The 22,266-nt window shown below is 74.5% G+C and carries 19 protein-coding genes; 5 read left to right on the top strand and 14 right to left on the bottom strand.

All coding sequences use genetic code 11. The features are described from left to right. Window positions 1-20: 20 nt before the first annotated feature. Window positions 21-560: a hypothetical protein gene (locus ACGF07_RS04640; protein WP_392895410.1), complete on the bottom strand. Its 540-nt coding sequence runs from the start codon at window positions 558-560 to the stop codon at window positions 21-23. 274 nt (window positions 561-834) lie between these two features. Here ACGF07_RS04640 and ACGF07_RS04635 point away from each other — a divergent pair, with 274 nt between their 5' ends. Together ACGF07_RS04635 and ACGF07_RS04630 are read left to right on the top strand one after the other, a co-directional pair. After that, window positions 835-3,057: an MMPL family transporter gene (locus tag ACGF07_RS04635; RefSeq protein WP_392895408.1), complete on the top strand. Its 2,223-nt coding sequence runs from the start codon at window positions 835-837 to the stop codon at window positions 3,055-3,057. Window positions 3,058-3,174: 117 nt separating this feature from the next. Then, window positions 3,175-3,621: a MarR family transcriptional regulator gene (locus ACGF07_RS04630; protein WP_350740430.1), complete on the top strand. Its 447-nt coding sequence runs from the start codon at window positions 3,175-3,177 to the stop codon at window positions 3,619-3,621. Window positions 3,622-3,630: 9 nt separating this feature from the next. On the opposite strand, the gene ACGF07_RS04625 is transcribed toward ACGF07_RS04630, so the two are convergent. The 11 genes from ACGF07_RS04625 to ACGF07_RS04575 are packed head-to-tail and all read right to left on the bottom strand — an operon-like array spanning window position 3,631 to window position 14,451. Continuing rightward, complete coding sequence (locus tag ACGF07_RS04625) at window positions 3,631-4,296, bottom strand: HAD family hydrolase (RefSeq protein ID WP_392895406.1); 666 nt, start codon at window positions 4,294-4,296, stop codon at window positions 3,631-3,633. Continuing rightward, the gene (locus ACGF07_RS04620; protein ID WP_392895404.1) at window positions 4,293-4,955 is read right to left on the bottom strand and encodes an HD family hydrolase; all 663 of its coding nucleotides are present in this window, start codon (window positions 4,953-4,955) and stop codon (window positions 4,293-4,295) included. Before ACGF07_RS04620 ends, ACGF07_RS04625 begins: the two co-directional genes overlap by 4 nt. Before the next feature lie 32 nt (window positions 4,956-4,987). Next, the gene (locus ACGF07_RS04615; protein WP_392895402.1) at window positions 4,988-6,355 is read right to left on the bottom strand and encodes a solute carrier family 23 protein; all 1,368 of its coding nucleotides are present in this window, start codon (window positions 6,353-6,355) and stop codon (window positions 4,988-4,990) included. Beyond that, window positions 6,352-7,155 carry a hypothetical protein gene (locus tag ACGF07_RS04610; RefSeq protein WP_392895400.1) on the bottom strand — a complete coding sequence of 268 codons (804 nt, stop codon included), beginning with the start codon at window positions 7,153-7,155 and terminating at the stop codon, window positions 6,352-6,354. The genes ACGF07_RS04615 and ACGF07_RS04610 overlap by 4 nt, the downstream gene beginning before the upstream one ends. Next, entirely contained in the window at window positions 7,152-8,576 is a 1,425-nt protein-coding gene (locus tag ACGF07_RS04605) for an MFS transporter (protein WP_392895398.1), read from the bottom strand. The genes ACGF07_RS04610 and ACGF07_RS04605 overlap by 4 nt, the downstream gene beginning before the upstream one ends. A 32-nt stretch (window positions 8,577-8,608) precedes the next feature. Further along, window positions 8,609-9,541 (bottom strand): nucleoside hydrolase, encoded by a 933-nt coding sequence (locus ACGF07_RS04600; protein ID WP_392895396.1) that lies wholly within the window; start codon window positions 9,539-9,541, stop codon window positions 8,609-8,611. 14 nt (window positions 9,542-9,555) lie between these two features. Then, on the bottom strand, window positions 9,556-10,638 hold the full coding sequence (locus ACGF07_RS04595) for a glycosyltransferase family 4 protein (protein ID WP_392895394.1): 1,083 nt from the start codon (window positions 10,636-10,638) through the stop codon (window positions 9,556-9,558). A 5-nt stretch (window positions 10,639-10,643) separates the two neighbouring features. Further along, the gene (locus ACGF07_RS04590) at window positions 10,644-11,657 is read right to left on the bottom strand and encodes an SUMF1/EgtB/PvdO family nonheme iron enzyme (RefSeq protein ID WP_350740453.1); all 1,014 of its coding nucleotides are present in this window, start codon (window positions 11,655-11,657) and stop codon (window positions 10,644-10,646) included. After that, a complete protein-coding gene (locus ACGF07_RS04585; RefSeq protein ID WP_392895391.1) occupies window positions 11,654-11,947 on the bottom strand; it encodes a dihydrofolate reductase family protein in 294 nt (97 codons plus the stop codon). The genes ACGF07_RS04590 and ACGF07_RS04585 overlap by 4 nt, the downstream gene beginning before the upstream one ends. Then, window positions 11,944-12,729, bottom strand: a complete 786-nt coding sequence (gene ribA / locus ACGF07_RS04580) for a GTP cyclohydrolase II RibA (RefSeq protein WP_392895389.1) — start codon at window positions 12,727-12,729, stop codon at window positions 11,944-11,946. The genes ACGF07_RS04585 and ribA overlap by 4 nt, the downstream gene beginning before the upstream one ends. A gap of 9 nt (window positions 12,730-12,738) precedes the next feature. Next, on the bottom strand, window positions 12,739-14,451 hold the full coding sequence (locus tag ACGF07_RS04575; protein ID WP_392895387.1) for a WD40 repeat domain-containing protein: 1,713 nt from the start codon (window positions 14,449-14,451) through the stop codon (window positions 12,739-12,741). Window positions 14,452-15,121: 670 nt separating this feature from the next. On the opposite strand from ACGF07_RS04575, the gene ACGF07_RS04570 reads away from it, so the two are divergent. After that, window positions 15,122-16,156, top strand: a complete 1,035-nt coding sequence (locus ACGF07_RS04570; protein WP_392895385.1) for a questin oxidase family protein — start codon at window positions 15,122-15,124, stop codon at window positions 16,154-16,156. Window positions 16,157-16,343: 187 nt separating this feature from the next. Then, complete coding sequence (locus tag ACGF07_RS04565; protein ID WP_392895383.1) at window positions 16,344-18,011, top strand: alpha-amylase family glycosyl hydrolase; 1,668 nt, start codon at window positions 16,344-16,346, stop codon at window positions 18,009-18,011. A 92-nt stretch (window positions 18,012-18,103) separates the two neighbouring features. Here the strand turns inward: ACGF07_RS04565 and ACGF07_RS04560 are convergent, their stop codons facing one another. Together ACGF07_RS04560 and ACGF07_RS04555 are read right to left on the bottom strand one after the other, a co-directional pair. After that, window positions 18,104-18,817, bottom strand: a complete 714-nt coding sequence (locus ACGF07_RS04560) for a ricin-type beta-trefoil lectin domain protein (protein ID WP_392895381.1) — start codon at window positions 18,815-18,817, stop codon at window positions 18,104-18,106. Between the two features lie 233 nt (window positions 18,818-19,050). Next, entirely contained in the window at window positions 19,051-20,391 is a 1,341-nt protein-coding gene (locus tag ACGF07_RS04555) for a diacylglycerol/lipid kinase family protein (RefSeq protein WP_392895379.1), read from the bottom strand. 371 nt (window positions 20,392-20,762) lie between these two features. Here ACGF07_RS04555 and ACGF07_RS04550 point away from each other — a divergent pair, with 371 nt between their 5' ends. Next, entirely contained in the window at window positions 20,763-22,160 is a 1,398-nt protein-coding gene (locus ACGF07_RS04550; RefSeq protein ID WP_392895377.1) for a uracil-xanthine permease family protein, read from the top strand. Window positions 22,161-22,266: the final 106 nt, after the last annotated feature.

Raw genomic sequence — 22,266 nt, 5'->3', positions numbered from 1 at the left:
GCGCGCCGCGCGGCCCGGGGTCAGTCCTGCTCGAGCTCGGCCAGGGCGTCGGTGACCAGGCGGGTGGCGAAGTCAGGGTCGCCGCCGGTCACCCGGTTGATGTGTTCGGCCAGGAGGGCGGCGACGGCTTCCAGCGAGTTCATCTCCGCTTCCGTCCAGGGGCCGTACTGGGCGCGCCAGAGGTTGGGGCTCAGGCCGGTGCCAGCGGCGACGAGCAGGGCGGCCATGGTGGGGATGACCTCGGGGCGGAAGGTCCTGGGCATCATGCGCATCGTGGCGACGAGGGTGGCGACCGCGTGTTCGACGACGTCCTCGTCGCGCTGCTCGTGGAGCGAGCGCAGCCAGTTCATGTACACGTAGATGAGGGTGCAGGTGCCGTCCAGGAGCTCGTGGAGCCCGGTGGGGCCCAGGGAGGCCGCGAAGTGGGCGACCATCCGCTGCTGTTCGGGGTCCGAGCCGGACTTCCCGTCGTAGACGGCCCTGAGCCGGGAGTCGATGACCATGAGCGCCGTGCTCACGTCGCCGACGGGAGCGTAGTGGGGGTCGCAGGGCGATGACATCGGACGCCTCCTCCAAACGGTCACAGCTGGTAGCCGGGGACGTTCGCAGGGTAGTGGGGCCGGTCGGGTGGTGTCCGGCGAACGCGGACTTCGCCGGCCGGTGCGCGCCCTCCAGCGGCGGCGCCGCGGGCACCGGGGGCGGCCGGCACCGCCCTGGGCCGGGCGGGGGCCGTCGGGGCGATTACCGGGCGGTACCGGTGGCGGGCGGCGCTCGTGCGGGGACACTGCGCCGGTTCGGCGCACCGCCGTGCAGGCCAGATCCCGGGAGCCGTCCATGCCGCCGTACGCCCGCCGTGTGCCCCCGGCCGCCGCCCGGCCGGGCGGGCGCGCCGTGCTGCGCCGTCTGGGTTCGTGGTGCGCGCGCCACTCACTGGTGGTCATCGTGCTGTGGATCGTCGCCCTCGCCGGGATCCAGGCCGCCAACAAGAGCGTCGGCGGGACGTACTCCGACGACTTCTCGCTGCCCGGCACCCAGGCGCAGCAGGGCAAGGACGTGCTGCAGGCCCACGAGCCGGCCGCCGCCGGCACCAGTTCGCAGGTGGTGCTGCACGACGCCGGGCAGCTGACCGGTTTCCAGCCGCAGATCGCCCAGGCCGTCTCCTCGCTCCAGCAGCTGCCGCACGTGCTGTCGGCGCAGAACCCGCTGCCGCCGCCGGGGCAGAGCGCCCCGCCGGGCGGGCCGCTGTCCGCGGACGGGCTGACCGGGTACATCACGGTGCGGTTCGACACCGCTCCCGCGCTGCTGGGCACCGGCTACCTGGCGGGGGTGGACGCGGCCGTGGCGCCGCTGCGCCAGGCGGGGGTGCAGGTGGAGTACGGGGGGCCGCTGGGCGAGTTGGCGCGGCCGGCGCCGGACGACCGGGCCAGCGAGGTGATCGGGTTCGCGGTGGCGGTGGTGGTGCTGCTGGTGGGTTTCGGCAGTGCGGTCGCGGCCGGGCTGCCGCTGGTGACGGCGCTGTTCGCGGCGGTGGTGGGGCTGGGGGTGCTGGGGCTGGTGGCGGCGCTGTCCACGTTCGCCACCGTGGCGCCCACCCTGGCGACCATGATCGGTATCGGGGTGGGCATCGACTACGCGCTGTTCCTGCTGACCCGGCACCGGCAGAACCTGATGGACGGGGTGGATCCGGTCGCCTCGGCGGGGCAGGCGGTGGCGACCAGCGGGCGGGCGGTGCTGGTGTCGGGCTGCACGGTGATCATCGCGTTGTCGGGGCTGTCGGTGTCGGGGATCTCCTTCATCGCCAAGCTCGGGGCCGCGGCGGCCGTCACCGTGGTGTCGGCGGTGCTGGGCGCGCTCACGCTGCTGCCGGCGCTGATGGGGCTGATCGGGCCGCGGATGGACCGGGTCGCGGTGCGCCGTCCGGTGGCGGAGGCCGCCGGGGGCGGGGAGGGCGGCTGGGACCGCTACGCGCGGCGGGTGGAGGAGCACCCCTGGCGGTACCTGGTGGCGGGGGTGGTGGTGCTCGTGGTGCTGTCGGTGCCGCTGCTGTCCATCCAGCTGGGCCACATCGGCGACGGCGCCGACTCCACCGACTTCACCGACCGGCGCGCCTACGACCTGATGTCCCAGGCCTTCGGGCCGGGGTCGAACGGGCCGCTGACCGTGGTCGTCGACCAGGGCGCGGTGCCCGCCGGGGCGCGGGCGGGCCTGCAGTCCTCGCTGCAGCAGGCCCTGGCCGGGACGCCCGGCGTCGCGAGCGCCACGGCGCTGCAGGCCAGCCCGGACGGCGTGGTGCTGTTCGGCACCGTCATCCCGGTCGGCGCCCCGCAGGAGCGCGCCACCACCGACCTGGTCAACCACCTGTCGGACACCGTGCTGCCGGACGCGGCGGCCGGCAGCGGCGCGAAGACCTATCTGACCGGCAACACCGCGGCGCAGGTCGACTTCCTGGACATCGTCTCCAGCCGGCTGGTCCTGATCATCGCGGTGGTGGTGGGGCTGGCCTTCCTGATCATCCTCGCCGTCTTCCGCGGTCTGCTGGTCGCCGTCAAGGCGGCGGTGCTCAACCTGCTCTCGATCGCGGCCTCGTACGGGGTGGTGGTGGCGGTCTTCCAGTGGGGCTGGGGCGGGCCGGCCCTGGGGGTGGCGGGGAAGGTCCCGATCGAGAGCTACGTGCCGATGATGATGTTCGCGATCGTGTTCGGGCTGAGCATGGACTACGAGATCTTCCTGCTCTCGCGGGTGCACGAGTCCTGGCTGCGCACCGGGCACAGCCGGGACGCGGTCGCGCACGCGCTGGGGATCACGGCGCGGGTGATCTCCTGCGCGGCGCTGATCATGGTCAGTGTGTTCGCGGCGTTCATCGTCAGCGACAACGTCGTGATCAAGATGATGGGCCTGGGGCTGGCGGTCAGCGTGCTGGTGGACGCCACGGTCGTGCGGCTGCTGCTGGTGCCGGCGGTGATGACGCTGCTCGGGCCGGCGGCCTGGTGGACCCCGCGGTTCCTGGACCGGGTCCTGCCGCACATCGACACCGAGGGGCGCGGCGGGATGCCGTAGGCGGGCGGCTCCGGGGGCCGGCGCAGCGGTCGCGGGCCCTGCGGCACCCCCCGGGTGCTTCGGGCACGCACCGCCCGGGCCGGGGGAAGCGTGTTCCGCGCACGCTAATCTGGTGGGGTGACCACTGCGACGGGACATGAGATCGCCGAGGCCCTGGGGCTGCTGCTGCGCCGCAGCACCCGGGCGGGCCTGCACGCCCAGCTGACCGACGGCCTGGGCGAGGCCGTCGACGACCTCACCTACCCGGTGCTCAGCGGCCTGGCGCGCACGGGGGCGTGCAGCGCCGCCGACCTCGGCCGCGAGGTCGGGCTGGACCGCACCACGGTGACCCGCCGCGCCGACCGGCTGGAGGAGGCCGGGCTGCTGCGGCGCGAGGCCGATCCGGGCGACCGGCGGGCGACCCTGCTCGTCCTCACCGGGGCCGGGCAGGAGGTGGTGCGGGCGACCCGGGAGCGTCTGGCGGACCGCATCGAGGGCTCGCTCGCCTCCTGGCCGGCGGCGGACGCCCGGGCCTTCGCCCGGCTGCTGCGGCGCTTCGTCGACGAGGGGCCGTTCCAGGCCTGAGCCCCGCGCTCAGCCGGTGGGGGCGAGGATGCGGGCGACGGCGGCGGGGAAGGTGGGGGCGAGCCAGGTGGGGGCGGCGGCGCGCAGGCGGGATGCGCCGTGGTGGCCGTAGGTGACGGCGATGGAGGGCATGCCGGCGGCGGTGGCCATGTGGAGGTCGTTGACGGTGTCGCCGACCATGACCGCGTCGGCGGGGCGGTGGCCGAGGCCGGTGGTGATCAGCAGGCCGGCGTCGGGGGCGGGTTTGGGGCGGGCGACGGCGTCGGCGCCGACGACCAGGGCGAAGTGCTCGCGCACCCCGGCCGCGGTCAGCAGGGTCTCGGCGCTGGCGGTGAGCATGTTGGTGGCCACCGCGAGGGTGAGGCCGTGGGAGCGCAGGCGGGCCAGGCCCCGCGCGACTCCGGGGTAGAGCAGCGCGGGGGCCCGGGGCACCACCTGTTCGCGGTAGAGCGCCAGGTAGCCGCGCACGGCGGCGGTGACGGCCCGGGAGTCGGCGGGTGCGTCGAGCAGGTGCGCGAAGGCCTCGGCCAGGGGGCGGCCGATGGTGGCGCGGATCGCCCGGGGGGTGGTGCCGTGGACGCCGAGGGCGGTGAGGGTGGCGGCGGCGGTGTCGACGACGGTGGAGGCGGTGTCGAGCAGGGTGCCGTCGAGGTCGAACAGGGCGAGCGCGGTCACGGCGCGGGGGGCTCGTCGGCGCGCGGGACCCAGCCGTTGTCGGCGCCGGTGCGGATCAGGGTCTGGGCGTAGGCCCACAGGTCGGCGGAGGAGTCGCCGATGACGGACTTGCGGGCGCGCACGTCGGCGTCGGTGACGCCGGGGGTGCGCCAGGTGCCGCCCTTGTTGCCGTAGTTGAGCAGCAGCGGCTGGAGGCGGTCCATGGCCTTGGCGAAGCGGGCTTCGGCGCTGGTGCGTTCCTCGAACTCGTCCCAGATGGCGCGGAAGCGGTCGCGCTGGTCGTCGGGGAGGATGGCGAAGAGCTTGTCGGCGGCGCGGCGTTCGCGTTCCTCCTGGTCGGCGGCGGCCGCGGTGTCGTAGAGGAAGGTGTCGCCGGCGTAGATCTCGACCAGGTCGTGGAGGATGACCATGGCGAGGGCCTTGACCGGGTCGACCGGCTCGTCCGCGTACTCGGCGAGGACCAGGGTCATCAGGGCGAGGTGCCAGGAGTGTTCGGCGTCGTTCTCGCGCCGGTCGGCGGCCAGCAGCGGGCTGCGCCGGAAGACGTTCTTGAGCTGGTCGACCTCGATGATGAACTCGATCTGGCGGCGCAGCCGTTCGGGGGTGCCCTCGGGCTGGGGTACGGATGCGGCGAAGGCCGGGGTGTCGTCGTGGGGCACGGTGCCTCCCTGGGGCTGGTGGTGATGGTGCGTCAGAACTGGAGGTACTGCAGGAGGATACTGGCGGCCAGGACCAGGGTGGTGGCCCACAGTGCCGGGTGGAGGGGTTTTCGGCCCGCGGCGCGCAGCAGGGTGCTGGTGGCGAAGGCGGCGGCCATGGCCTGGTCGATGGCCAGGGTGGCGATGGTCACGGCGGCGGCGACGGCGGTGGCGGCCGGGGTGAGGCGGTCGCCGCGGGTGGGGCGCAGTGCGGTGAGCATTTTGATCGCGACGAAGACCAGGGCGCCGGTGGTGGCTTCGACGGGGATGTGGGCGAGGGCGGGGGCGAAGAAGAGGCACAGGAGCAGCAGGAGGCCGGTGGTGACGGCGGCGAGGCCGCTGCGGGCGCCGGCGCGGATGCCGACGGCGCTCTCGACGAAGGCGACGAAGCTGGAGGAGCCGGTGGTGGCGCCGGCGATGGTGGCGCCGGCGTCGATCAGCAGGGCCTGGCGCATGCCGGGGACTTTTCCGGTGCGGTCCTGCAGCGGGGTGTGGGCGGTGAGGCCGACGACCTTGGCGATGCTGCCGAAGAAGTCGAGGGCGAAGAGGACCAGGATGACGCCCCAGGTGCCGGGGTCGGCGATGACGGTCAGGTCGAGGTGGAGGAGGGCGGCGCCGGCGCCGTCGAGGTGGTGGCCGAGGTTCGTGGTGGCGATGCCGCCGGTGGCGCAGACGGCGGTGGCGGTGAGGATGGCGGCCGGGACGGCGGCGGCCTTGGGGCCGTGGCGGTCCAGGAGCAGGGCGGTGGCCAGGCCGGTGTAGAGGGCGAGGGCGGGGGTGGCGGTCCAGTCGCCGGTGCCGGTGGGGTGTCCGTGGGAGGTGTGCAGGATGTGGGCGATCTGCAGGCCGATCAGGGCGATGAAGACGGCGACGGCGGCGGTGAGGGCGGTGCGCAGTTCGGCGGGGATGGCGTCGATGACGGCTTCGCGCACGCGCAGCAGGGAGACGGTGAGCATGGCGGCGCCGGACCAGAAGACCATGCCGAGGGCTTGGGGCCAGGTGTGGGCGAGGGTGCCGACGACGGAGAAGGCGATGACGGAGTTCATCTCCATGCCGGGTGCGACGGCGAGGGGCAGGCGGGCCCACAGGCCCATGGTGATGGTGGCGAGGCCGCCGACGGCGGCGGTGGCGAGGAAGGCGGCGGTGCGGGGGATGCCGGCCTGGCTGAGGACGGCGGGGTTGACGATGACGATGTAGGACAGGGCGAGGAAGGTGGAGGTGCCGGCGAGGATCTCGCGGGGCCAGGTGGTGCCGCGGGCGGTGAGGTGGAAGTAGCGGTCGAGGGCGGTGGGGCCGGCGGGGGCGGGGGGTGCGGGGCTGCGGGCGGCGCGGGGGGTGCGGGGGCGGCCGGTGGGGGTCACGGGCGGGTGCCCTGGGGTGGGACGGTGGCGACGGGGGCGATGGTGTCGCCGACGTCGCCGAGGACGAGGTGGGCGTCGTCGTCGGGGCTGACGGCGTAGTACTTGTGGTTGAGGACGCCGGATATGTGGCCGACGTGGAGGGTCAGGTGCAGGCCGAGGTGTTCGGCGTGGCGGGCCAGGGCGAGGGCGCCCTGGTGGGTGGAGTGGCAGGTGAAGACGTCGACGGTGGCGCCGGGGCGCAGGGCGAGCTGCATCATGGCCATCAGGGTGACGCCGCTGGCGACGACGCCGTCGACGATGACGACGCGCTCGGCTCGGGAGGGCAGCCATTCGTCGACGCCGACGACCAGTCCGTCGGCGAGGGGGATGCGTTTGGCCTGGGGGGTCCAGCGGCGGTGCTGGTCGGTGATGCCGAGGTGGTCGGCGAGGATGCGGCCCTCGCGTTCGGGGGCGATGACGGCGGTGCCGGGTTCGGCGGCGCGTTGGGCGGCCTGGACGGGCAGGTGGGCGTAGATGTCGAGCAGGGCCCGTAGGTAGCGGGTGCGGTCGGCGGGTCGGGGGGCGGGGAGGTTGGCGATCTCGGCGATGGTGGCCATGGCGTCGGCGATGGCCGGGTGGTGGGTGGAGGCGACGCGGACGGTGTCGGGCAGGGGGCCGCTGCGGTGCAGGGCGGCCAGGGTGGGGGCGCTGAAGTGCACCAGGTGGCCGAAGTAGGTGTCGTAGTGCTTTTCGAAGCCGGCCACGGCATCGCGTGCCTCGGTGGGCAGGTCGGCTCGGTTGAGCAGGTGGGAGCGGTTCACGGCTGTCCTCCGGCCCGGGTGGTCGAGGGGGTGGTGGGGTGCTGGTCGGTGGCGGGTCCCTGGGTGTCGCGCGCGAGGAGGGCGAGGGCCAGGGGTGCGGCGGCGGTGGCGATGGCGGCGGTGACGAGGAAGGTGCGGGTGAAGTCGGCGGTGGCGGGGTGTTCGCCGTGCAGCAGGACCAGGACGGCCAGGCCCACGGATCCGCCGGTGTACTGGGCGGTGGTGATCAGGGCGCTGCCGGTGCTGTTGCTCTGCGGTGGCAGGTCGCGGGTGCCGGTGATGAACATGCCGGTGAAGGCCATGCCCTGGCCGAGGCCGCTGAGCAGCAGGCCGGGCAGGACGCCGGTGGCGTAGCCGCTGTGCAGGCCGACGGCGGCGGCCAGGACGGCGAGTCCGGCGGCGCCGGTGAGGAAGGCCGCGGCGAGCAGGCGGCGCAGTGGGATGCGCCCGGCCAGGCGGCCGGCGGCGGTGTTGCCGACGACGATGGTGGCGGCCAGCGGGAGGAAGGCGGTGCCGGCGGCCAGGGCGCTGTAGTCGCGTACGTCCTGGAGGTAGAGGGTGACGAGGTAGAACTCGGCGCCGAAGCTGGCCATGTACAGCGCGGCCGTGGCGCAGGCGACTTGGAGGGTGCGCACGCGCAGCAGGGAGGCGGGCACCAGGGGGCGGCGGCGGCGCTGGCTGTGGGCGAGCAGGGTGGCGGCGGTGAGGGCGACGGCGAGGGCGGCGGCCAGGAGGGGGGTGGAGGGGTGGCTGCGGGAGAGTTCGGTGAAGGCCAGGACGACGGCGACGACGGTGGTGCAGGCGGCGAGGGTGGCCGAGGTGGCGACGGGGGTGCGGGTGGGGCTCTTGGCGGGGGTGAGGGCGCGGCCGGCGGCGAGCAGGCACACGGCGGTGATGGGCAGGTTGATCCAGAAGATCCAGGGCCAGGAGGCGGTGGCGAGGATGGCGCCGCCGGCGGTGACGCCGAGGGCGAGGCCGACGGCGCCGGTGGTGCCCCAGATGCTGACGGCGCGGTCGCGGGCGGGGCCGGCCGGGTAGGCGGTGCTGAGCAGGCCGAGGGTGGCGGGCACGAGGAGGGCGGCGGCGACGCCCTGTCCGAGGCGGGCGGCGATGAGCGGGGCGGCGGAGTCGGACAGGGCGGCGCCGGCGGATGAGGCGGCGAAGAGGAGTTGGGCGGCGAGGAAGATCCGGCCGGGGCCGAAGGCGTCGGCGAGCTGGCCGCCCAGTAACAGGCAGCCGGCGAAGAAGATGGCGTAGGCGCTGACGATCCACTGCAGGGCGATGGTGGAGAAGTGCAGGCTCGCCCCGATGTCGGGGAGCGCGACGTAGATGATGGAGAAGTCGAGCGCCACGAGCAGTTGGGCTCCGGCGAGTGCGGTGAGCAGGCGGGGCCCGGGGGTCGGGTGGGCAGGAGCGTGCACGGCGGGTCGGCCTCCGTCGGGGTGTCGTGGTGTCAGCCCAGAGCGGTGAGCGCCTTCATGAAGACGTCCCAGAACCGCTCGGTGTCCAGGTGGGTGGCCACCTTGGCGTTGGGGGTGCGTCCGGTGACACCGTACAGGTCGATCACGGTGGCGCCGCGGGTGTACTCCCCGCGCAGTTCGATGGCGACGGGGGCGTCGACGCATTCGACGAGGGTGGGGTCCAGGACGCGGGCGATGGCGACGGGGTCGTGCAGCGGGGCGTCGGGCAGGTCCCAGATCTGGTCGTAGGTGCTGGAGCGGAAGCCCAGCAGGGAGGCGGAGACCTTGCTGATGTGGGTGCCGACGTCGAGGATGCGCTGCATGACCTCGGCGGTGACGGGGGCCTGGTGGGTGACGTTGAGGCCGCAGTAGGTGAGGGGGACGCCGCTGTGGAGGACTTCGTGGGCGGCTTCGGGGTCGACGAGGATGTTGTACTCGGCGTAGGGCTGGGTGTTGCCGCGGTGGGTGGCGCCGCCCATGCAGACGATCTCCTTGATCCTCGCCTTGTCCTCGGGGTGGCGGGCGAAGAGGCCGGCGATGTTGGTCTGGGGGCCGGTGACGACGAGGGTGACGGGTTCGGGGCTGTCGGCGAGGGTGTGGTGGATGAGGTCGACGGCGTGGTCGGGGTGGAGGGGGACCTCGGGTTCGGGGAAGTCCCAGCCGTCCAGGCCGGTTTCGCCGTGGACGTCGTCGCCGATCAGCAGGGTGCCGGTGAGGGGCTTGGGGTAGCCGGCGGCGACGGGGACGTCGAAGGCCTTGGCGAGGGAGCACATGCGGCGGGCGTTGAGGGCGGTCTTGGCGACGGTCTGGTTGCCGGCGCTGGTGGTGACGGCCTTGAGGTCGACGCGGGGGTCGCCGACGGCCAGCAGGATGGCCATGGCGTCGTCGTGGCCGGGGTCGCAGTCCAGGATGATGGGGGTGGGCACGGGGGGCCTCCGGTTCAGGTGGTGGTGAGGGTGCGGTAGAGGGCGAGGTGGTGGCGCCCGGCGGTGGCGAAGGAGTGCCGCAGGTGCGCGGCGAGGGCCAGGTCGTCGGGGGTCGGGGCGGGGGCGTCCTGGGCGAGGGCGTGGCGCAGTGCGTCGGTCAGGGCGCGGGTGTCGCCGGCGGGCACGATGGCGGCGGCGGAGTAGCCGGCCAGCAGGGCCGGCAGGTTGCCGGAGTCGCTGGCGATGATGCGGCGGTGGCAGATGACGGCCTGGGCGACGGCGAGGGAGAAGGGTTCGCCGTGGGTGCCGCGGTCGATCGTCGGGTGGACGATGACGTCGGCGGCGCGGATGGCGGACCAGCTCTGGGCCGGGGTGTAGTGGGTGAAGTGGACGCGGCCCTTGTCGCGCCAGGTCCGGGCGCGGTGCAGGAGGGTGTCGGGGATGCCGGGGGGCCAGATCAGGTGGCGGGTGCCGGCGTGGACGAAGTGCAGGTCGCTGCCGTCGTCGAGGAGGGTGAGGGCGGCTTCCAGGCTGAGGTGGGAGCCCTTCCAGCGGGTCATGCGGCTGGGCTGCAGGACGGTGGGGCCGTCGGTGCCGGGCAGCGGGAAGGGTTCCTCGTCCAGGGGCAGGGCCAGGGGCAGGGTGTGGGTGGGCGCGGCGGGCAGGGCGCGGTGGACCTCGCCGGCCACGAACGGGGAGTGGGTGGCGATGGTGCCGGGCAGGGTGGCGAGGAAGGCCCACTGGGCGGGGTCGTCGTCGATGTTGTGCAGGTCGAAGACGAAGCGGGTGGGCCGGGCGCGGTGGCGCAGCCGGTCGACGACGGCGGTGACGACCTCGGGTTTGTGCCACTGGGGGTTGTGCCAGTGCACGATGTCGGCGTCGGCGAGGCGCTCGGCGAGGTCGGCGGTCAGCTCCGCGGTGGCGGGGTGGGCGATGTCCAGGGCCGGGTGGTGGGCGCAGCCCGGGGCGTCGGGGGTGCCGACGATCGCCGTCGCCTCGCAGGGCTGGTCGGCGAGTTGGCCGATGAGGGCGTTGAGGTGGGTCTCGACGCCGCCGGTGACCGGCGGGCCGGTCCAGTGGAGGTGGACGATGCGCACCGGGCTCAGTCCTTCCGGCCGGTGGGGTGGTCCTCGGCCAGGCGGAATCCCATCGCGTACAGCGAGCGGGGGTAGGGGCCGTGGCGGCGCTGGCAGCGGGCGAGGTCGCGGAAGCGGTTGAAGGCGCCGCCGCGGGCGATGCGGTACTCCCCCATCCTCAGGTAGAGGTCGTCCTGGACCAACTGGCCGCCGGGGTAGGGGCGGTAGGTGCTGCTGGTGTACTCCTCGACGTTGCCGGCCATGTCCAGGGCGCCGCACCAGGCGCGGCCGTGCGGGTGGACGCCGACGGGGCTGGTCATCAGCAGTCCGGATTCCAGGGTGTTGGCGGCGTCGGTGCGCCAGGTGTCGCCCCACGGGTAGCGGGGGCCTTCGGGTCCGCCGGCGGCGTACTCCCATTCCTGTTCGGTGGGCAGGCGGAAGCGGCGGCCGGTCCGGTGGGCGAGCCAGGCGGCGTAGGCGTCGGCGGACGCGGCGGTGACGGTGTGCACGGGGTGGTTGGCGGCGGCCGGGGCGAAGCGTCCGTAGCTCCAGTTGCTGGGCAGTTCGGGGTGGCCGGTGCTCTTGAGGAAGACGGCGTACTCGGCGTTGGTGACCGGGTAGCGGGCGATCCGGAAGGCGGGCAGGTCGACCGGGTGGCGCGGGCACTCCTTCTGGACCCAGGCGCGTTGGACGCCGAACTGCTGGGCGTCGCGGTGGAGTTCGTCGACGTCGTGGTCCGGGGTGCCGATCAGGGCGCGGCCGGCGGGCACGTCCGTCATGGCGGGGTCGTCCCAGCGGATGCGGGGGTCGCCGGCGAGGGCGAGGACGGTGGCGGCGGCGAGGCGGTGTTCGAGCGGCAGGGCGGGGTCCTCGGCGGTGGCGGCGAGGCGGGTGGTGTCGTGCGCGCCGACGTGGGTGAAGAACTCCAGGCGCTCGGCGCGGGGTTCGACGTATCCCTCGGGCAGGCCCATGGCGGCGCGGTCGGTGAGGGCGTTGATGTCGGCGTCGACCAGGTTGTGGTGCGCGATGTGGGAGGTCACAGGCTCTCCTTGGGCTGCGGCTCGAGTACGACGCGCACGTCCTCGCCGATCCGGCGGGCGCCGACGACGCGGAAGCCGGGGGCCTGGGCGCAGGTGGGGACGTCGAGTCCGCGCACCGCGGGCGCGCCGTCCGCTCCGAGCAGCCGGGGCGCGCTGTACCAGACGAGGCGGTCCACGAGGTGGTCGGCGAGCAGGGCGCCGGCCAGGGCCAGGGCGCGGCGCATCGCGGCCCGTTCCTCGGGCGAGAAGGCCTGCGGGGGTGGGGGCGGCTGGGTGCGGTGGGGTGTCACCGGGCCCCCCGGGCGGGGGCGGGTAGGGGGTGGTGGGGCAGGCCGAGGGCGCCGAGGTGGCCCATCCGCTGGTCCTTGACCTCGAGGTAGCCCTCGTTGAAGGGGGTGCGGAAGCCGCCGAGCGGGACGCGGTCCTTGACCGTGATGCCCTGGGCGGTGAGCTGGTCGACCTTCTCGGGGTTGTTGGTCATCAGCCGCACCCCGGTGACGCCGAGTTGGCGCAGGCAGTCGGCGGCCATCGTGAAGTCGCGTCCTTCGGCGGGCAGGCCCAGGGCGAGGTTGGCGCTGATGGTGTCGTGCCCGGCCGACTGGAGGGCGTAGGCGCGGATCTTGTTGGCCAGGCCGATGCCGCGTCCTTCCTGGCGCAGCATGTAGACCAGGACGCCGTTGCGCGAGGCGATGATGGCCTCGACGGCGGCGGCCAGTTGGGGGCCGCAGTCGCACTTGGCGGAGCCGAGGACGTCGCCGGTGAAGCAGGCGCTGTGGATGCGCACGATGGGCGGGGCGTCGGATTCGCTGTGCGGGGCGATCGTGCGCAGGGTCACGACCTCCTCGGTGTCCTCCTGGCCGCCGGCGCCGATGTGGCCGAAGACGGTCAGCTGCATCAGGGTGGAGCCGACGGGGACGGGGGCGCTGGCCAGGCGCAGCACGGTGGCGCCGGGGGGTGCCTCGGTCGGCGCTTGGGCGGGGGTGGCGGCGGCGGTGGCGGGGCCGTCAAGGGCCGTGGTGGCGGTGGTGGCGGGGCCGCCGTTGGCGGTGGTGGTGTCGTCGGTGGCGGTCATGGCGGGCCCCTACCGCTGGGAGCGGGCGGTGGTGTCGGCGTCGATCTCGTAGACCCGGCCGTCGTAGGAGGAGGCGAGGAAGCGGCCGGGTGCGCCGGCGGGGGCGAGCGAGGAGATGCCGGCGACGGTGGGCCGCTGGTCGGTGAGCCAGGTGGCGGTGTCCGGGTCGTAGACGGCGACGCGGCCGTGGTAGCCGCCGGTGGCGATGGTGCCGGTGAGGGGGTCGACGGCGACGCACTTGATGCTGTTGCGGTGCGGGGTGGGCACGGCGGCCTGCTGTTCGCCGGCCGCGCTCCAGATCCGCAGGGTCAGGTCGCGTCCGACGCTGGCGAAGCGGCCGTCGGGCAGGGCGGCGGCGCCGTTGGCGATGCGGGCGTGGGCCTGTTCGTCGGCGGCGATCGGTTCCAGGGAGGGCAGCGTGTGCCAGGCGGCGGCGCCGGTGGCGCAGACGCTGAACAGGACGTCGCCGTGGACGGCGATGCCCTTGATGGCGTTGTCGTGGATGCGGTGGGTGCCGGTCGGTGCGAGGCCGGTGCCGGTGTCGTCGCGCAGGAGGAGGACCTCGCCGGTGTAGGTGCCGATGATCAGGGTGTCGCCGTCGGGGCCGTGGTGGACGGCGGCGCAGTTGAGCGGGGAGCGGTGCTGGTGCAGGGCGGCGCCGGTGGTGGCGTCGAAGACGGTGCCGAGCTGGCCGCCGCTGACGACGGTGGCGCCGATGGGGGTGACGAAGTTGCAGCAGCTGCCGAGTTCGGCGGTGATGCGGCCGTCGCGGCGCACGGTGCCGCTGTCGCCGACGGTGTAGCGGCCGGCGGCGGTGCGGGTGACGGCGTTGAGGCCGGGGGTGGGTTCGACGCCGGTGAGGTCCCAGCTGCCGTCCTTGCGGTCGAAGACGGCGTAGCCGGAGCCGAAGGTGCCGAACACCCAGCGGGTGTCGTCGAGTTTGGCGCAGGAGCGCAGCCACACGTCGGCGGGCACCTGGCTGGTGAGCAGGTGGGCGGGGTCGGCGCCGGGGGCCAGCTGCCACAGCCGCACGGTGCGGTCGTAGCTGGAGCTGAGCAGGACGTGGTGGTCGGCGTCGTAGGCGAGGCGCTTGATGCCGGCGTCGTGGACGTGGTGGCGGCGGGTGCCCCGGGGGTCGATCAGGATGAGTTCGCCCTCGTCGTTGCCGAGCGCGAAGCTGTCGGGGCCCAGCACGGCGACGGTGTCCGTCTCGATGTCGCCGAGGTCGATGGTGCTGAGCAGGGCGCCGGTGTCGGGGTTCCAGCGCCGTACGGTGCCGTCGTCGCTGGTGGTGACGAGTTCGGCGCCGCCGCGCACCCATTCGACGGACAGCACGTCCGCCTCGTGGCCTTCCAGGCGGTGCAGGAGGCGGCCGTCCAGGTCGTAGACGCGGGCGATGTGGTCGCGCGAGGCGGTGGCGACGCGGGTCTCGTCGGGTGAGACGACGGTCATCTCCACGTCGTCCTTGTGGTCGGTCAGGACGGTGATCAGGCGCAGGTCCGGCACGGACCACAGGCGGGCGGAGTAGTCGCTGCTGGAGGTGACCACGATGCGTCCGGAGGCGGAGAAGCGGCACTGGTTGGCGAGGTGGTCGTGGCGGGCTTCGGCGATCGCCGTGCGGGTGGCGGCGTCCCACAGGATGACGCGGTTGTCGTAGCCGGCGGTCACGACGAGGTCGCCGTGGGCGTCGATGCCGCTGATCGGCGAGGTGTGCTTGATCACGAGGGTCCCCTTTGGCTCGTTGGATCGCGGTGGCGCGGTCGGTCGCGGCGCGCGGGCGGGCGTGACGAGGCGCCCGGGTGGAGGCGCGGTGGGATCGACCTGGTGCGCGGAGTCCGGCCTGCTGCGGTGGGGTCGGGCCGGGGTGATGGGGCCGGGGTGGTGCTGGTCGGCCCGAAGTGGCGGCTCGGGCGGTGCGGGCGGCAGACGGGGCGCGACGGCCGGTCGCGCTGTCTGCCTGGGCGGTGGGGGCTCGACGCCGGCCGGAGGGTCGACGCGGGAACGCGGGAGGGCGGAACGCGGTGCGGCGAGGGTCACCGGAGCGCAGGCCGGCGGCGGGCGCCGTGGACCGGGCCAAGGAAGGACGCTAGTTACCGGTACATGCCAGCGTCAACATCGCGGCGGACATGTCCTGATCCCGACCGGCCGCCGCGGGCTCGGGGTGAAGGCCGATCAAGGCCGCCGTGAAAGCTCCCCCACGGACCGGAGGCCCTGGTTCAGCCCCCGTGCAGGTCCCGGCATGATCCGGACCTTGCGGAGGGTTCACATCCGGATGTGGAGCCCGGTGGCGCCGCCTCCGGTCAGCACACCGATCGAGCCAAACCGTGGACGCCGTGTTGCTGAAATGTCGTCACAACACCTTCGATGGAGGGGAATCCACCAAGGGGGTACGGTGAACGAACTGGACGGCGCACTGGAGTTCCTCGGCGACACGGGCCCCGAGTTCGGCCCCGGGGTCAGCAACCACGGCCCGATGGCCTCCGAGGCACTCGCCCAGCTCGGGCACGCGGACGCGATCGCGGCCTGGGTCAGCTCCTACCGCAAGCTCCTCTACCAGGACACCTACGGCCACCTCGACACCATCACCGAGGACAACTGGCGCCCGGCGCTGGGCAACATGCGCCTGATGGGCGACTGGGCCGAGTTCTTCCGCCGCGAACTGGCCGACGCCCCCTGGACGGACGTGCTGGCCCGCTGGTGGCCGCGCCTGCTGCCCGGCTTCAGCGCCGGCGGCGGCCACGGCGTCATCCGCACCGGCCACGCGGTGCGGATGCTCGACGAGGCGCACACCCCGTGGCGGTTGGAGGAACTCGCCCGGGGCCTGGGCTACTGGGCCGCCCGCTACCAGGAACTCCCGCGGGACCCGGCCACCCCCCGCACCCGCGACCTCGCCCAGGCCTGGGCCGCGGTGCCCAAGCTGCGCAGCGACCAGGGCGACGGCATGATCTTCCGCATCCGGCTCGAAGCCCTGTGGCTCGAACCGGACTTCGCCCCCGCCGTGGACTCCCTGCGCCTCGAGGGCGACCCGGGCCAGGCGCTCAGCCGCCTGACCCGCACCACCGCCGCCAGCTACCTGACGGACGACCACGACCGGCCGATGGCCTTCGTCCACGCCCTCACCACCCCGGCCGCCGTGCGCCTGGTGCTGCCCCACCTGCCCGCCGAGCTGCACTGGCCCAGCGTCGCCGCCGCGGTGCGCTTCTGCGCCGCCATCCGCAGCGCCTACGGCACCGGGCGGCGCGAGCACCAGCCGTACGAGGCGGTCAAGGACTACGCCACGCTCGCCGAACGCGCCCTGGCCTCGGAGGACCCGCACGCCATCAAGTACGTGGAGGCCTGCCGGCGCGAGGACGCGCTCAGCCCGGACCCGGCCTACGGGGTGGCCGCGACGCACTGGGTGCGGCTCTGCGAGACCCAGTCGTACTGACCCGGCGCCCCCGGGCGGCCGCCCCCGCCGGCCGCGGGCCCACCGACCGACCGCCTGGCGCCCGCCGACGGGGCCCGACGGGGCGGGGGCCCACCGGCGGCCCGCCGACGGGGCCGACCGGCCGGGCCGACCGGCCGGGTCCACCGATGGGGCCCGCCGAAGGAGCCCACCGACCAACGGACCGGTGATGGAACGTCTCTGGTGGCACGATGCCGTCATCTACCACGTCTACCCCCGCAGCTTCCTCGACACCGACGGCGACGGCGTGGGCGACCTGCCGGGCGTGCGCCGCCGCCTGCCCTACCTCGCGCGCCTCGGCGTGGACGCGCTGTGGCTCTCCCCGTTCTTCGCCTCGCCGATGGCCGACTTCGGCTACGACGTCAGCGACCACACCGCCGTCGACCCGCTCTTCGGCAGCCTCGCCGACTTCGACGAACTCCTCGACGCCGCCCACGGACACGGCCTGCGCGTCCTCATCGACTACGTGCCCAACCACACCTCGGACCGCCACCGGTGGTTCCGGGACGCCCGCGCGGATCCGGCCGGCCCCCGGCGCGACTGGTACGTCTGGCGCGACCCCTCCCCCGGCGGCGGTCCTCCGAACAACTGGATCACCCTGTTCGGCGACAGCGCCTGGACCCGGGAGGAGGCGGGCGGCCAGTACTACCTTCACTCCTTCCTGCCGTCCATGCCCGACCTGAACTGGCGCAACCCCGCCGTCCAGGAGGCCATGTTCGACGTGGCCCGGTTCTGGCTCGACCGCGGCGTCGACGGCTTCCGGGTGGACTGCGCCCCGCTCATCGCCAAGGACCCGCTGCTGCGCGACAACCCGCCGGCCGCCACCGGGACGTCGGCCCACCACCGGGACCTGGGCGGCTTCGACAGCCAGCTCCACCTCCACGACCAGGGCCACCCCGACCTCCACCCCCGCTACCGCGACCTGCGCGCCCTGCTCGACTCCTACGGCGAACCGGGCGAGCGCATCGCCCTGGGCGAGGTCCACGAGTACGACTGGCCCGCCTGGAGCCGCTACTTCGGCCGCGACCTCGACGAGCTGAACCTGCCCATCAACTTCGGCCTGCTCGGCACCGACTGGCACCCCGAGGCGATCCGCACCACCGTCCGCGCGATCCTCGACGCCGTGCCCGCCGGGGCGGTGGTCACCTGGGTCATGGGCAGCCACGACGACCCGCGCGTCGCCTCCCGCGTCGGCCCCGCCCAGGCTGCCAACGCGATGCTGCTGCTCCTCACCCTGCCCGGCACCGCGATCCTCTACAACGGCGACGAACTCGGCATGCCCGACGCCGCCGTCCCGCCCGAGCGCATCCGCGACCCCTGGGGCCTGCGCACCCCCGCCCTCAGCCGCGACCACGCGCGCTCACCGATGCCCTGGTCACCCGACTCGCCGTCATGCGGCTTCACCGCCACGGGCGTCGAGCCGTGGCTGCCGGTCACCACTCCCCCGGGCGGCACGGTCCGCGACCAGGAGGCGGACCCTTCCTCCCTGCTGTCCCTCACCCGCGACCTGCTCGCCCTGCGCCGCGCCGGCGCCGCGCTGCACGGCGCCGGCCTCGCCTTCCTCGACTCCCCGCCCGGCGTCCTCGCCTACACCCGCTCCCCCGGCCCCGGGTCCCCGCCGGGCGCGGGCGGCGATCTGCTGGTCACCCTCAACCTCACCGACCGGGCCGTCCCGCTCGACCACCTCCTGACGCCCCGGCCGTCCGGCGGGCCCTGGCGGCGCGTCTTCACCACCGCCCGCACGAGGGACGCCGCGCACACCGGCCAGGGCGCCCTGGCCCCCGCCGAGGGCGCGGTGTGGAGCGCCGGCGACGGCGGTGGGCCGCACCGCACCTGAGCGCGGGTGCCGCCCCTTCTCACACCGGCCAGCGGGTCCGGCCTCCCCGGAGGCCGGACCCGCCGGGCGGCGGTCACGGGGCGGCGGGGCCGTCAGGGGGTGAGGACCCACTTCTGGTTGGCCAGGCCGTTGCAGTCCCAGATGCCCAGCTGGGTGCGGTTGGCGGTGTTGAAGCCGAGCTCGTCCAGGCACTTGCCGGTCAGGACGTTCTTCAGCGAGCCGTCGAGCTGCGGGACCCACTTCTCGCCCGGGGAGCCGACGCAGTCGTAGATCTCGACCTTGGTGCCGTTGGGGCTGTCGGCGGCGCCCCACACCACGTTGAGGCACATGCCCAGGGCGCGCACGGAGTTGTCCAGGCCCAGGGTCCACCACTGGGCGGGGGTGCCGTTGCAGTCGTAGATCTGCACCGGGGTGGCGACGTTGCTGCTGCCGTGCGCGACGTCCACGCACTTGCCGCCGTAGCCGACCAGGCGGCCCTGCTGGCCCTGCATGCCGATGACGGTCGGGCGGATGGTGTCGGTGGCGATGTCGCCCGGGCGGCAGACGGCGGTGGACGTGCCGTCGCCGACCACGGTGGAGCCGTAGACCCAGTACGTGACCGGCTGGCCCTGGACGATGTAGAAGCAGACCACCTCGGCCCGCCACACCGTGCCGGCCGGCACGTTGCCGCAGCTGGCGGAGGCCATCCAGCCGCCGCGGCCGGTGGTGCAGTTCCCGGGGGTGTCGGCCTGCGCGACGGACGGCAGGACGGCGACACCCACCAGGGCGAGCAGGGCGGTGACTAAGGCGGCGAAGGTTCGGCGCATGCGAGGAGGACCCCTTCCGGTGGACGTGGACCGGCCGGTCGGGTGGAGCGTGTGGCCGGCGCCGCCCAGCCTGGGGCACGCCATCACGGGACGTCAACTGGTGTGAATGCCTTGTCCTGAATTCATTCACGCCAGCTGACGCCCGGGGGTGCCGGGACCGGGGCTGTCCCGGGCCAGGGGCGGGGCAGGGCGGCTGCGGCGGCGGCTGCGGCGGTTGCGGGGGGGGTGGGCGCTCAGGCCCGGGGGCGGGTGGTGGTGCGGCCGGCGGGGAAGGCCAGGCGCACCACGGTGCGCCACTCCAGGGCGCGGCTGCGGTCCTGGCGGGCCGGGTCGGCGCCCGGGCGGTGGCGCGGCACGCGCACCCGCAGGGAGCGGGTGGCCAGGGTGCAGACGACCGGTGTGGGCAGCATCAGCGCCTCGCCGTCGACGGCGACCGCGATCCGGGGGGCGTCGGCGCGCACCGTGACCCGGCGTGCCGACGCCACCGTCAACCCGGTGGCCCGGGCGCCGCGCAGTGCCAGTTCGGCGGCCTGGGCGGCACCGTCGACGCGCACGGCCAGGACGCCGAGCACGCCCCGGTCCAGGCGCGGACGGCGGCCCATGCTGATCGCGTCGGGCGCGGCGTAGGGGTTGTTGCTGACCAGCAGTGCCTGCGGGTTGTCGAGGCGGTGGTCGCCGGCCTCGGCGCTCAGGTGCGGGCCGTTCGCGCCGAGCAGCAGGTCCGGGAGGGTGTCCAGGGCGGTGGCGGTCTTGGCGTCGCGGTACTGGGGGCTCTGCACGATCTCGGCGTAGGCGCCGAAGGAGACGGTGTTGACGAAGGGGCGATCGCCCACCAGGCCGAGGTCCACGTGCAGTTCGACGCCGTCGCGCAGTGCGTCCAGGCAGGTGGAGGGGTCGTCGCGGTCGAGGCCGAGGTCCATCGCGAAGTGGTTGCGGGTGCCGGCGGAGACCACCAGGAACGGCAGGCCCGCCTCGGCCGCGACGGCGGCGACCAGCGCCTGGGTGCCGTCGCCGCCCGCCACGCCGAGCAGGTCGGCGCCCTCGGCGACGGCCCGGCGGGCCAGCTCGCCCACGTCCTGCGGGACGGAGGTGTCCAGCAGGATCACCCGGGTGCCCAACTCCTCGGCCCTGCGGACCAGGTGGAAGCGCCCGACCTTCCCGCCGCCGGACTTCGGGTTCATGATCAGGACCGGTCGGCGGGGCGCCGGCGCCTCCCGCTCGGGCATCGGCCGGGGCGGGCGGGCCGCCGCCAGCGCGGAGCGGGCCAGGGCCAGGGCGGCCAGCCACAGGAAGAGCGCCAGCGTCACCGGCAGCAGCACCTCGGCGACGACCGCCAGCGCCAGCGCCCCGAGCGGCCCGGCGACCGCGAGCACCGCGCCGGCCCACCGGGCCACCCCGCGGTGGGACAGCGCCCACCACCCGCCGACGGCCACCAGCACCAGGGCGAGGGCCTCGGCGAGCAGCACCAGCAGCCCGTGCAGGCCGGTGAAGGCGAGGACGACGAGCGCGGCCAGCGCGCACAGCAGCGCGATCCGCGCGAGGTTGCGCGGGCCGCGGCCCTGCGCCGTGGTCATCGGCTCCCCGTCTCGTCCGCTCTTCGCCACCGTCCCGCCTCCCCTTCTCCCGCGCCGGGGCCGCGCTGTCCCGGCCGCGGCGGGCGGGCAGCGCCGGGTGCCGCGGCCGGGGTGCGCGGTGCCCGCGGCGGGGCGCCGTCCGTCCGGGTCACGGTAACCGGCGCGGGGCGGCGCCCGCGTGTCGCTCGGGCGCGACGCGCGGGCGCGGGCGGGGACCGGCGGGGCGGGCGAGCGGTCGGGGCGAGTGGGCAGGTCAGGCGCGGGGCCGGATGCGCGCGCGAGGGCGGGCGGCCACCAGAATGGTGCGGACAGTTGCTCGCGGTACAGCGTCGTACGGAGCTCGACGTTCCAGAGAAAGCGAAAACCCCACCATGGATCTCGGCGTGCGCTGGAAGCTGCACGGTGACGGGCGCACGCCCGCGCCGGGGGCGGTCGTCCGCCCCGACGAACGGCTCTCCTGGCCCCGCACGGTAGGGCTCGGCGCCCAGCACGTGGTGGCCATGTTCGGCGCGAGCTTCGTGGCGCCGGTGCTGATGGGTCTGGACCCCAACCTGGCGATCATGATGTCCGGCGTCGCGACCGTGATCTTCCTGCTGGCCACCCGCGGCCGGGTGCCCAGCTACCTCGGCTGCTCGCTGTCCTTCGTCGGGGTCGCCGCGGTGATCCGGGCCCAGGGCGGCACCAGCGCGACGGTCACCGGCGCGGTGCTCGTGGTCGGGGCGGCGCTGTTCCTGGTGGGCGTGGCGGTGCAGTACTTCGGGGCGCGGATCATCCACGCGGTGATGCCGCCGATCGTCACCGGCGCCGTCGTCATGCTGATCGGCTTCAACCTCGCCCCGGTGACCGCCTCGACGTACTGGCCGCAGGACCAGTGGACGGCGCTGCTGGTGATGCTGTTCACCGGGCTCGCGGTGGTGTGCCTGCGCGGCTTCTGGTCGCGGGTGGCGATCTTCCTGGGGCTGGTCTTCGGGTACGGGATCTCCTGGGTCTTCGACCGGGTCTTCGGGAAGATCCACTCGGTGGACGCCGGCGGGCACCTGACCGACCACTGGCGCCTGGACCTGTCGGGCGTCGGCAAGGCGGACTGGATCGGCCTGCCCGCCTTCCACGGCCCCTCCTTCCAGTGGTCCGCGGTGCTGGTGGCGCTGCCGGTGGTGATCGCGCTGGTCGCCGAGAACGCCGGGCACGTCAAGGCGGTCGGCGAGATGACGGGCAGCAACCTGGACGACAAGCTGGGCACCGCGATCTCGGCCGACGGCATCGGTTCCATGCTCTCCACCGCGCTCGGCGGCCCGCCCAACACCACATACTCCGAGAACATCGGCGTGATGGCCGCCACCCGCGTCTACTCCACCGCCGCCTACTGGGCCGCGGCCGGCTTCGCCCTGCTGTTCGGGGTGTGCCCGAAGTTCGGCGCCGTGGTCGCCGCGATCCCCGGCGGGGTGCTCGGCGGCATCACCGTCATCCTCTACGGCATGATCGGCCTGCTCGGCGCGCAGATCTGGATCAAGTCCGGGGTGGACCTGCGCAACCCGCTGAACCTGGTGCCGGCGGCCGCGGGCATCATCATCGGCATCGGCAACGTGACGATGAAGTTCACCGACACCTTCACCCTCAGCGGCATCGCGCTCGGCACCCTGGTCGTCATCACCGGCTACCACGCCCTGCGGGCACTGGCCCCGGCGCACCTGAGGACCCAGGAGCCGCTGCTGGACGAGGGCACCTCCTCCTACGACGAGGGGGCCGGGGAGAGCCGGCAGCGCCCGTAGCCCGCACGCTTGACGCCGCGGGGGCCGGGCGGGGGCCGGGGGGGGCCCCCCCCGGGGGGGGGGGGGGGGGCGCCCGCCCCCCCCCCCCCCCCCCCGCCCCGCGCGC

Source organism: Kitasatospora sp. NPDC048194 (assembly GCF_043202455.1).
In the GTDB taxonomy this organism is placed as follows: domain Bacteria; phylum Actinomycetota; class Actinomycetes; order Streptomycetales; family Streptomycetaceae; genus Kitasatospora.
The sequence above is the reverse complement of the archived record's forward strand: the minus strand, read 5'-3'. Positions and strand labels throughout refer to the sequence as shown.